The 11,025-nt window shown below is 56.1% G+C and carries 7 protein-coding genes and 1 tRNA gene; 1 reads left to right on the top strand and 7 read right to left on the bottom strand.

Annotated features, from left to right (window positions below; genetic code table 11):
- Nucleotides 1–412 precede the first annotated feature (412 nt).
- Nucleotides 413–502: transfer RNA gene (locus N655_RS0106970), tRNA-Ser, on the top strand.
- Between the two features lie 41 nt (nucleotides 503–543).
- Here the strand turns inward: N655_RS0106970 and N655_RS0106965 are convergent.
- The 7 genes from N655_RS0106965 to N655_RS0106935 all read right to left on the bottom strand — a co-directional run bounded on the left by N655_RS0106965 (nucleotide 544) and on the right by N655_RS0106935 (nucleotide 10,928).
- Nucleotides 544–906 (bottom strand): hypothetical protein, encoded by a 363-nt coding sequence (locus N655_RS0106965; protein WP_155987536.1) that lies wholly within the window; start codon nucleotides 904–906, stop codon nucleotides 544–546.
- Nucleotides 907–910: 4 nt separating this feature from the next.
- Nucleotides 911–3,307 carry a tetratricopeptide repeat protein gene (locus N655_RS17785; RefSeq protein ID WP_049961308.1) on the bottom strand — a complete coding sequence of 799 codons (2,397 nt, stop codon included), beginning with the start codon at nucleotides 3,305–3,307 and terminating at the stop codon, nucleotides 911–913.
- Nucleotides 3,308–3,337: 30 nt separating this feature from the next.
- Nucleotides 3,338–5,125 carry a CRTAC1 family protein gene (locus N655_RS17780; RefSeq protein WP_049961307.1) on the bottom strand — a complete coding sequence of 596 codons (1,788 nt, stop codon included), beginning with the start codon at nucleotides 5,123–5,125 and terminating at the stop codon, nucleotides 3,338–3,340.
- Nucleotides 5,126–5,430: 305 nt separating this feature from the next.
- A complete protein-coding gene (locus N655_RS0106950) occupies nucleotides 5,431–6,357 on the bottom strand; it encodes a tetratricopeptide repeat protein (protein ID WP_026442398.1) in 927 nt (308 codons plus the stop codon).
- Nucleotides 6,354–7,982 carry a cytochrome c3 family protein gene (locus N655_RS0106945; RefSeq protein WP_026442397.1) on the bottom strand — a complete coding sequence of 543 codons (1,629 nt, stop codon included), beginning with the start codon at nucleotides 7,980–7,982 and terminating at the stop codon, nucleotides 6,354–6,356. The genes N655_RS0106950 and N655_RS0106945 overlap by 4 nt, the downstream gene beginning before the upstream one ends.
- On the bottom strand, nucleotides 7,979–9,706 hold the full coding sequence (locus N655_RS0106940) for a CRTAC1 family protein (RefSeq protein WP_049961520.1): 1,728 nt from the start codon (nucleotides 9,704–9,706) through the stop codon (nucleotides 7,979–7,981). The genes N655_RS0106945 and N655_RS0106940 overlap by 4 nt, the downstream gene beginning before the upstream one ends.
- Nucleotides 9,707–9,758: 52 nt before the next feature.
- Nucleotides 9,759–10,928, bottom strand: a complete 1,170-nt coding sequence (locus N655_RS0106935) for a tetratricopeptide repeat protein (protein WP_026442395.1) — start codon at nucleotides 10,926–10,928, stop codon at nucleotides 9,759–9,761.
- Nucleotides 10,929–11,025 lie beyond the last annotated feature (97 nt).

Genomic DNA, 11,025 nt, shown 5'->3' with positions numbered 1-11,025 from the left:
ATTGTCCATCTCAGTCTGCATCCTGGAAGCTCACAACGCGCCGGGCATGACCTTCGGCCGGTCCCCGCTTTCTCGAAAAAGCAGAAACCTCCCGGCCTGGCGTCCCCTGCCTCCGGTTTGCCAGAATTTCCACAATAGAGTCCTTTCACTCTATCCTAGAGAGCCTTTTTTGGGGGGAAAATTTAAGTCTTTTTTCTCAGGAAGAAACGTGGGCTATTTCCTAAATAGGGACCTGGCTTCCAACTTTCCCAGACCGGGAGGATGCGCCAGACCTCTGTCTGCCCTGGCGGCCTTTATCGAACCTGTGGTCGCCAGAAGAGCGCCCGAGCATCGTACAATGAGAGTTAGGATCCGGAAGGGTCCGCAAGGGTCCGCTTGCCCGTTTCCATGGCCTGAAAACTTTCCCTTTCGCGGAGGGATGTGTGAGTGGTTGAAACAGGCGGTCTTGAAAACCGCTTTACCCGAAAGGGTAACGGGGGTTCGAATCCCTCTCCCTCCGCCAGTAAAGTCCCAGATAGGGCGCATTCCCCGCGTTGGAAGGAATCAAAACAGGTTCCCGGATACCTGTTCGGCAACAAGCCGTGCCTTCTCAGCGAGGATTTCTTCGCTCATCTCCGAGGCCTTCTCTTCACTGGTCTTGATATCAATCGTGAAGATCTTGTCCCGAACACGCCCCAGAACCCTCGCTCCTGTCCCGTATCGCCCGGTCCAGCACATGATCGCTTCATTGCCAATGGCGCGCAGAACCATCCTTCGAGCGCCACACTGGGTTTTCATGGCCGCCATCCAGGCCCGCTCCGGGACTGCGGCATCTTCTACCGTGATACGAAGCTCGCGGGTAGTCTTCCCATCGTGATAAGCGAAATAGCAGGATGCAGGACCCGTCTCTGCGCTTGCCCCAGGCAAATCCTCACGGGTCCCCAATGCGCCCAGGGCCGTCGCCTGGTTGATCCATGGGCACCCACTTGTCGCGCGGCACAGACCGGGGAACCATGCAAAGAAGAGCACCAGCAACAGGGGACTTCTCATTGATAACTCCCGCCCCCTGGATTCCCGTAACCCTGTCCCCCCATCGGTGCCAGGGGGGACATATCCCCCCTTCATGAGGCTGGCTTGTGTGCATGTGCCACGGAATGCTCTCGCTGGAGATCTCAGGGTGATTGCGGAGGAAGGTAAGAGAATACGTAGGCGAGTTCGGATCAAACTTCCTGGTCACAAACATCGCCTGCTGCTGCGCCGCCTTGTCCTTCCAGCCCATTCGCCGATACAAAATGGACAAGTTGTAATGGGCAGCAAGATCGTCGGGGTCAATCTCCTGCAGCTTTTCAAACTGCTCTATGGTGGCAGTATAGTTGTGCTGCTGATAATAAGTGATTCCCAGCTCACGCCGGGCATCGCGCGACTGTGGATACTGTTCTACCACCTTCTTCAAGTCAGCCATCTCTGCATCCGGATGGCCGGTGCGCCGCTCCACCAGTGCCATGTAGTACAGTGCGCGGGCACTGTCCGGATTCAGCGAGAGTGCCCGGTCCAGCGCATTCCTCGCCGAGTCGTATTTCTCCCACTCAATATCGGTCAGCGCAATATTCGTGTATCCGTCAGCATAGTCAGGACGTAGCTTCACTACCTCAGCAAAGGCCTGGATGGCGTCGGCATAATGGCCGGTGCGGACTGGCGGAAAACCCACTCCCGGTAGCTGGTCCAGATAGGAAATCCCTAGATTGTTCCAGCGCATCCAGTCCGGATTGTCCCTGGGGTCCGGCTTTTCCGGCAGGTTGCTGCCAATCCGCAATGTCCGTGTTCGGCTGGCCAGCTCGATCACCGGATATGCCGGATGCTCTTTGCCGAAAACGTTGTTCAGGTAACTCTGACGAAGGTGGCGGTAGTTCACTCTGGCTGTTAAGGTGATGCTTCCTCGTATGTCAGCGGGAAGGCGAAATTGGTAGCGTACCAGAGAAGCCCCTCCGGCAGGCACGGTATTATCAAACGCCACCGAACGGATGAGCCATACCTTGTGGTTGTCCACAAACTCACCCTTTGCCGTCACGGGCCGGTTGGTAAAGCTATGGGCATGCTCATCCAGGGAGCCATCCGGCTTCAGAAAGCCGCTGTGGTAGACGTCTTTTCCTCTGGCGTCCCTCACCGTAAATTCCACCCAGGCTTCATAGAGATCGCGTACTTCAGGAAGCAGTGAGTGGCCGATTCCCCGGTTCTGGATCACAACAAAGGTCTCCAGAACATCGCCGGGGTTTATGTGGAAGGGAACCGAGCCCAGCGGAGCAATCAGTTTCTCCTTGCCTGACACCCGGATACCAAAAATATCTACGTTAAGATAGTTCCCCGAGCGCAGAAATTCGATCGTTTTTTCCAGCTGCTCATCAAAGCCGTAATAGAAAGGCACCGCAGTATTCCCTGCCAGCCATCGGTGCGAGGCAAACGTTCCGTGCTTCGCACCGTAGTCCGGAAGCTTATTGGGCTCGCGTTTCATGTGGCATCCCTGACAGGTCGTAAAATCGCCTGGATAAAAAGTCAGCGGATTCCTTTGCGAAAACTTTGAGTTCTGCCATTCGTCATAGGTTGTAAATGCACGCACAAACTTGTAGTCGTTGAGCGTTTCCGGCAGGTTCGCCTTGTGGCACGCTGCACAGAACTCCGGCGTGCGGTAGAAGTCTTTCATCACTGCTTCGGCATGTCGGTCAGTATGCTTCAAAATTTCCTCATAAGGCACCTCGCCGGGAACACGGTTTCCCTTCTCATCCACCATGACTGCGGGAATGCCCATGACAAAGCCTCCATTGCCATTGGTGGATTGCAACCCCTGGATCGAATGGCACGTCATGCAGGTCAGTCCATCCGCATCAAACTTGCGGTCCACATGCGAATCTTCGGTTAGCGCGCCAGACAGTACCGCAATGGGATTATGGCAGCTGTCGCAATGGCGGGAAAATTCAATGCCCTTCGTGCGGATCAGAAGATTGACGCTGGTGCGATAAAACGGAGTGCGGAAGGAATTGGAGTGCAGCGCCTGACGCCATTGCTGGTACGCTTCCTGGTGGCAATGCGCACAATACTCCGCCGTAGGAAAGGCCCCTGGCTGGATAAATCCTCCGCGTTGGCTTTCGGCGTTCCCGGGCACGAAGGGCTTGTCTTTGCCAAAGCGAAAATTGTAACTTTTACTGATACGATTGGAATATGCTTTCTGGATGCTGGCCTGGTCTTGTTGCGGGCTGGCGGCCGGCGATGAAACGAGATGACCAGCCAGCAAAAAGGCTGCGGTGATGGAAAACACGCCTCTGATCTTTTTCATGGCAGTATCTGTTTCTGCTCCTTCCACGCCTCACCGTTTCGCCGCCCGCTCCGGAGCAGTGCCGGAGACGCCTTTCCCCACAACGCTGTCATAAACGCTGGGCACGATCCCTTTTCCTTCTTCGACCATGAAAAAACGATCCACACTCGGCACAGAAAGGTGTTCCACAGTCCCGTCCGGCCAGTGGATTTCCACGTCTTCGACCGTCGTCGCCTGTCCCAGTCCGAAATGCAGCCTCTGATCATTGGAGGACTCGTAGCTGCCGCCGCTCATCACGTCCCCGCGCTGCCGGATGCCTCCCGCACGCAGATATACCGTGGCGCCAATTGCGTCGCGAGGCCCCTTCGGCCCACCTTCGAGGACCAGAGCGACCCAGTGGTTCGTATCGGCGTTCACATTGCGCAGCAGCACGGGCGTGTGGTCGATGCAATTCACAACCACATCTATCCGCCCGTCGTTAAAGAGGTCCCCGAAGGCGGCCCCGCGCCCCGGAATCACATCCGCCAGCCCGGTCCCTTCTACTGCCGGTACCACATCAAACTTCCTGCCATGGTCAACGTTGTGGAACAGCAGCGGACGCTCGGCAAAGGTTGTGCCCCAGTTGTTTTCATCGGCCTGTGGATAGACATGGCCGCTGATCGTCATAATGTCTTTCCAACCGTCGTTGTCATAGTCAATGAACTCGGTGGCCCAGCTCAGAAAAGGGAACGTGATTTCTGCGATCCCCATCTGCGGAGTAATTTCGGAAAAGTTCCCATCGCCTTCATTGCGGAACAGTGTCTTGTAATCGTCAGAAAAGGTCGTGGTGTATAGGTCCACTCGCCCGTTGTTGAGATAGTCTCCGACTCCAAGTCCCATGGATGCGGTCTCACGAGCATCCTGGTTTAGCGCAAAACCGGAATAAAAACTCGCATCTTCAAATGTGCCATCGCCCCGGTTGATGTAGAGGTAGTTCGGCGTGGAATCGTTGGCAACCACTAGGTCTACCTTGCCGTCGTTGTTCACATCCACAAAAGTCGAAGAGAAACCGTAGTAGCGGTTCTTATCGCCCACACCAGCCTTCTCACTTACATCCGTAAATGTGCCATCCCCGTTGTTATGAAATAAATGGTCTGGCTCTCCTTCAAGGCCTCGCGGTCCGCACATCACAGGCACACCCCGATACTGGCAATATCCAAAACCGACCACGGCCGAACCTGGGACCGGTGGATGCTGGATGTCGTAATGGATATATCCAGGCACAAAGAGGTCCAGCCGTCCATCGCCGTCAAAATCGCCAAAACTTGCTCCCGTGGACCAGTTACCGAGTGTGACGCCTGCCTTTTCGGCAACGTCAGTAAAGGTGCCGTCGTGGTTGTTGTGAAAGAGGCGGTTCTTTCCAAAGTTGGTCACATAAAGATCTGGCCAGCCATCGTTGTCATAATCGCCTACGGCGCAACCGTACCCCCAGCGGTCGTTGGTCACGCCTGCCTTTGCAGAAACATCGGTGAACGTCCCGTCATGATTGTTGTGAAAGAGCGCTGCATGAGGCGGCTCCGTATTGCCATCCAGAGCCTCATAGGTGGACCCGTTTACCAGATAAATGTCGATCCATCCATCATGGTCGTAATCCAGCAGGCAGGCCCCGGAGCCGGTGGTCTCAAGAATGAAGGTCTTCTGCGGGGTGCCCATTTTATGGCGCCACACCGTCAGCCCGGCCTTATCTGAGATGTCCTCGAAAATGACCGGCCCATTCTTTACGAATCCACCAGCGGTGATGGGCCGCTTTTCAGAATCAAGGACCGGTGCAAATACACCGGCCGTGGAGGAACCGCCCATAGGGGCTGCCGCCTTACTGCCACCATACATGGGAGGTGATGCCGCCTGCTGGGCATAGGCCCACAATACAGGCAGAAAAACACCGAGCGTGCAGACTGCAAGATAGAACCTCCTCCACCGATGACGTAAAGACGGACAAGAAAACATGAATGAATGACCTGCAAAAAGGAACTGGCTACGGGTGCTCATTATCGCTACGGCCGCAGATCGTTGTCTTCCACCGGATGGTTGAAAAAAAGCTCCGCCCTGCGGCTTTCGCAGTCCTTCGTCGTCCCCAGGCCAAAACTTCCCGCAGCGCCGCAGCCCTACTTCTGCTCCGCCGGATTGGGCGTTTCCACGGAAGAGTGAGTGCTGTTCAGCTTGGCACAGATGGCAAACTGCTGCTCTGCCTGCTGCGTCTTGCCCATATGGCGATAAACCTGGCCCAGCCTGTAATGCAGAGCAGAAGCATTGGGCGCAAGACTCACCGCCCGTTCCAGGACCTCTGCCGCCTTTCCATGCATGGCCAGCAGTTCATAGGCCCGGCCAAGCTGTTCCAGCACCTTTGGGTTGTGCGGGGCCAGCACAGCGGCCTCTTCCAGATAAGGCAACGCCTGCGAAGGCTGGTCTTGCTCCATCAACAGGCTGCCCAGGTTCAGAAAGGGCTGCGCATCTTTCGCGGATGCATCCTTCTGCCAGGCAATGGCCGTTTCGTATGCTTTTCTCGCCGCATCTGTCTGGTCCAGCCCCTGATAGGAGAGTCCCATATTGTTCTCTGCTTTGATGTCATGCGGACGAAGCGCCAGCGTCCTCTGAAAGCTCTCAATGGCTTCCTCAAAGCGGTTCTCGTTATATTTGGTGCGGCCCAGCAGATACCAGGCATCTGCGTCCTCTGGTGTTTCTTTTGTGACGAGCGTCAGCCACTTGTCAGCATCGGTAAAGCTGCCAAGAAGAACATAGTCGGCCGCCACAACCTTCAGGTCCGCCGCTTTCGGGCGCTCGTATTTTGCCCCTTCTGTAAATTCAGCCAAGGATTCCCTGGGGTGCCCTTCACGGAAGAGGGTGTATCCAAGAAGAAAGTGCGCATCCGCCGATGCGGGATGTGCCGCGAGATAGCCGCGCAGGAGCGCTTCTGCCTGCATGAATTGTTTCTGGTCCAAAAGCGAGTGTGCGCTCGCCAGGGGGTCAGACTGGGCAGCCGCCAGCCGTGCACAGAAGAGCAGAACAGCACCGCATTGGAGCAGCCTTATCATTGCGTCTGTTTCTTTTCAGACCTTGCGTCGCCGCAGGACTGAAGATGCTTGATCATCTGCTGCACATCCGGAAGGCCTGGATTGTATTGCAGGGTCGCCTGCAGAGTGGCCTTGGCAGAGGCTGCGTCTCCCTTCATGCATTGCACCTGCGCCAGATTTTTTGCCAGCCCCACAATGTTCTCGTTCCGGCTGAAGGCCTGTTTCAGGAAGATAAGGGCGCTTGGCAGATGGCCGTCTCTGGCCTCAAGCGTACCGAGGTTCGAAAGCGCGGTAAGATTTTGCGGGTCGCGTTTGAGTATCTCCCGGAAAAGATCCGCGGCCTGTTTGTAGTCACCCTGACGCTCGCTTTCGAGCGCAAGGGCGGCAAGCGCTTCGAGGTCGTCTGAAAGTCCAGCTCTGATCTTTTCAAGCAGATTCAGGGCAGTCGTATGCAGCGCTGCATTGCCCTCCATGGCAGCCTGAAAATACGCCATCGCAAGGTCGCGCTGGTTTGCCTCCGGAGAGAAGACGGGAACAAGCTCCTCCCCATTGTCCAGGTCAGCCATGACCACTTTGTCCGGAATTTTCCGGATGCGATGGTCCGTCCATGCAACATGGGGAATGTTTTCTGCGCTGCTGCGCGGCATATGACATTGGGTGCAGTCAGGCTCCTCAGGGTGATGGGAAGATGCGAAGGCCGCATCCGTATGGCAAGCCAGACATTTCTTCCGGTAAAAGGCTGCTTTTTCCTCAGGCGCAGGCGAAACATGCGGATCGTGGCAACTGGTGCAGGACATCCTGTCTCCGCTGGCGCGCTTGCAACGGCTCATGCCGAGTTGCTCCACCTCGCTGACGCCGCGCTCGGTCAGGTTCTTCCCCTGATAGACAAAGTAAGTCAGAAAATCAGCGATGTTGTCTCCAGGTTTATAGTCGAGGGAAGAACGCCCTGCTTTTTCGACAGAAACGTCCCCTTCCAGATGACAACTGATGCAGACTGAATCGCGCCGCGCCGCATCCAGCTTTGCCGGATTGACGACCGGGCCCTTGCCGTTGCTGCTCACATGCTGTTGGGTGTCTCCATGGCACCCCTCACAGGTGATGCCCGTATGCTCAAATGCCGGCCCGGCATAGTAGTTGATCGTCCCTGCATCGCTCTTCTGCACGGCGCTCATGTGGCAACGCAGGCAGCTTGCCTGCATGGGAAGTGCGGGTGGCATTGCAGTTACGCCTTCCAAACCAGGTTTCATGTCATACGAATGCGAAGCAGCGTACCAGGCGATCGGTGATTCAAATAAGTGGCCGTGGATGGAGTAAAGATACGTGGTTCCCAAATGTCCGGAGCCGAGGAAATACTCCAGCCGGAACTCACTGTCGGTCTTCGGGATTTGCAGGATGAGGTTTCCGTCCTGAACAAACACTCGGTAAACGGTGCCCGAGGCCTTATGGTCAAGCACGCCGGGAATGGCCTTGTCCATCGCAACGCCGCTTGCATTGGCCATGGGTGTTTGCAGGTATGCATTGAAAATGTCCCGATGACACCGCGCGCAAACTGCATCAGCTTCGCGGACGGGCGTGGCTGTTTCCTGCGCGAATGCCCCTGCGGCAAGAACGAGAAGAAGCCAGAGTGCTATTCGGTCCTGCCTCACTTCTGCACCTTCAGAATGCCCTTGCCTTCTTCAATGATAGAAATGTGGTCTACCTCCGGTGGAGAAAGCTTCTCCCGTACACCATCCGGCCAGCGGACTTCGAAGTCCTCAATCTTGTCGGCATCGCCAAGCCCAAAGTGGACACGCGGATCATTCGATGAGGCGAAGCTGCCTCCGCTCAGAACATCTCCTCGCTGCCTGATCTTTCCTGCTGTAAGGTAAACCACAGCTCCCACCGCATCGCGCGGACCCTTCGGCCCTCCAATAAGCCTGCATTCTATCCAGTGATGGTGGTCGTCGCTTACATTGCGCAGCAGCGTCGGCGGACCATCTACATTATTGATGACAACATCCACCTTGCCATCATTGAAGAGGTCCCCGAAAGCGGCGCCCCGGGCGCGAATGACATCGGCGAGTCCTGTACCTTTGACAGGCGGAACAAGCTCGAACTTTCCATTGCCCAGGTTCCTGAAGAGCAACGGCCGCTCGGCCACGCTGGTACCCCAGTCGTTCTGGTCGGCCTGCGGATAAACATGGCCACTGGCGATAAAGATGTCCTTCCATCCGTCGTTATCATAGTCAATCAAGCCATCGCCCCAGCTTAGAAACGGTATGGTGGCCTTTGCGATGCCCGCCTCACTGCTGACATCCGTAAAATCAAAATCACCATTGTTTCGATACAGCACCTTGTAGTCATCGGAAAAGGTCGTGTTCAGAATGTCGAGTCGTCCGCGATTCAGAGAATCGCCGACTGCAATGCCCATGCTGGCAGTTTCCCGGCCATCATTGTTCACAGCGTAGCCTGATTCAAAACTGATGTCCTCAAATGTGCCGTCGCCTTTGTTGCGATACAGATAGTTCGGAGTAGAGTCGTTGGCCACTAAGAGATCGGGCCTGCCGTCATCATTCAGATCGACAAAGAGCGAGACCAGACCGTAATATCCCGGTGCATCGGCTACACCTGCCTTTACACTCACGTCGGTGAACGTACCATCTCCGTTGTTATGAAACAGATGGTCTTGCTCGCCCTTCAATCCGCGCGGACCGCAGAAGACTGGTACTCCGCGATACTGACACGTGTTTGAGACCACGGAGGTTGCACCCGGTGCGGGTGGATTGCTGAAGTCGTATTTGGTATATCCGGGAACAAAGAGGTCGAGCCGCCCGTCGCCATCATAATCACCAAACGTAGGGCTGGTGGACCATGTACCGAGGGCCACTCCGGCCTTTTCTGCAACGTCGGTAAATGTGCCGTCGTGGTTGTTGTGGTAAAGACGGTTTTTGCCCACGTTGGTGACGTAAAGGTCCGGCCAGCCGTCATTGTCATAGTCGCCCACAGCTACGCCGACGCCCCAGCGATCATTCGTGACTCCGGCCCTCTCAGCAACGTTGGTAAACGTTCCGTCGTGGTTGTTGTGAAAGAGCGCAGCATGGGGCGGGGGCGCCTTTCCGCTCATTGCATCGTAAGTTGAGCCGTTTACCAGATAAATGTCCAGCCAACCATCGTTGTCATAATCGAGCAGCGCCACACCACTGCCGAGCGACTCGACAATATACTTCTTTTCCGGAGTGCCAACCACATGCTGCCATGACGCCAGCCCTGATTCTTTCGTGATGTCTCTAAAGACAATCGGACCGTGGTCTACAAACCCGCCTGCGGTAATGGGCCGGTGCTCGGCATCATAAACCGGAGCAGCAGCAGCTCCTGTGCTTACGCCTCCCATCTGTGCAGCAGCACTCAGGACGCATCCAAGACCCGCCACGGCTGCGAAGGCCCTAATGTGCACTGTTTTTGATGGAAATTGCATCGCTTGCCTGTTGCGCTACGGCCTCGCTGGCCTGCCTCTGCAAGCGGCCGTAGGTACGTATCTCCTGCAGGGCCTCGGCAGTCTTGCCCTCGGCCTTGTATACCGAAGAGAGAAGGAAGTGGATGGAAGGCTCGTCAGGAGAATCTTTTTCTGCCAGAAGCAGGTCCGCAAGTGCTTCGTCTGGCTTGCCCAGCTTGATGAGCGCACGCGCGCGGTCCACATGCGCCTGCATCAGGCCAGGGCACCGCTCAATCGCCTGATTGACTTCCGTCAGGGCCTCCTGCGGGGAAGCATTCGCTTCCAGCATGGCATTGGCCAGCTTCCAGCGCACGGTGCAGTTGCCTGGATTGTTCGCCAGTTCGGCCCGGAACTCCGCCTGTGCTGACTCCCACTTTCCCGTCACCCAAAAGACATTCCCCATGTGCTCATGCATCCCCGGCTGTTTTGGAGCAAGGTCGATGGCCTTCTTGTATTCCACAAGTGCACCATCGTAGTTCTTCATGCTCTCATCAATTTCACCCGCAACCATATGGGCCATGGCCGAGTCGGGATCAATCTGGTTGATGCGTCCCAGAGCGTCTTCTGAAAGCTGAAGATAGGTCTTACCCAGCAGATACCAAGCCTGCTGGTCTTTTGGATGGCGGTCAAGATAGCTTCTTAAATACGGTATAGCATCATCCAGGCGCTTCAGATTGACCAGCGTGTGCGCCAGCGCCATGGTTGCCGTATCGTCGTTTGGATTGGCGCGGACTGCCGCTTCCAGCAGCGGCTCGGCCTTGGAGTCTTCACCCATCTGTGCATAGCTCAGCCCCAGCAGCGCCGAGGCCGTCGGCATCGCAGGGTTGAGTCTCAGCCCTTGTTCCAGCGCCTGCACCGCATGAGGATAATCGCCCTCATTGAAATACAGCATCCCCAGATTGTTGTAGGCCGGCGCAAGATGTGGTGCCAGCTTCACCATCGCGCGGTATTTCTGGATCGCCGTGCTATTGTCTCCACGCTGCTGCGCTGCTTTGGCCTGTTCATAAAGCGATTGCACCTGCGGCGTCACTTCCTCTTCCGCAGTTTGCGCGCAGCAGAAGCGGGCCGCCAGAAGCAGACAGCAGAAAAATAGAAGCACCACAGATTTCCGGGGATTCATCGCTGTGCCATTATTTCTGACCCAACTCAGCATGTGCAAGAAAGAAAGGGCCGGACCGTGGTGGACGGTCCGGCATGGAGGCAAGTGTTTCATGGTG

Origin of the sequence: Pseudacidobacterium ailaaui, from assembly GCF_000688455.1 — a bacterium.
In the GTDB taxonomy this organism is placed as follows: domain Bacteria; phylum Acidobacteriota; class Terriglobia; order Terriglobales; family Acidobacteriaceae; genus Pseudacidobacterium; species Pseudacidobacterium ailaaui.
The sequence above is the reverse complement of the archived record's forward strand: the minus strand, read 5'-3'. Positions and strand labels throughout refer to the sequence as shown.

Coding starts and splice junctions, on each gene's coding strand:
- N655_RS17785 (WP_049961308.1), bottom strand. CDS start 3,307: ATGAAAAAGATCAGAGGCGTGTTTTCCATCACCGCAGCCTTTTTGCTG.
- N655_RS17780 (WP_049961307.1), bottom strand. CDS start 5,125: ATGGGCGGTTCCTCCACGGCCGGTGTATTTGCACCGGTCCTTGATTCT.
- N655_RS0106950 (WP_026442398.1), bottom strand. CDS start 6,357: ATGATAAGGCTGCTCCAATGCGGTGCTGTTCTGCTCTTCTGTGCACGG.
- N655_RS0106940 (WP_049961520.1), bottom strand. CDS start 9,706: ATGGGAGGCGTAAGCACAGGAGCTGCTGCTGCTCCGGTTTATGATGCC.
- N655_RS0106935 (WP_026442395.1), bottom strand. CDS start 10,928: ATGAATCCCCGGAAATCTGTGGTGCTTCTATTTTTCTGCTGTCTGCTT.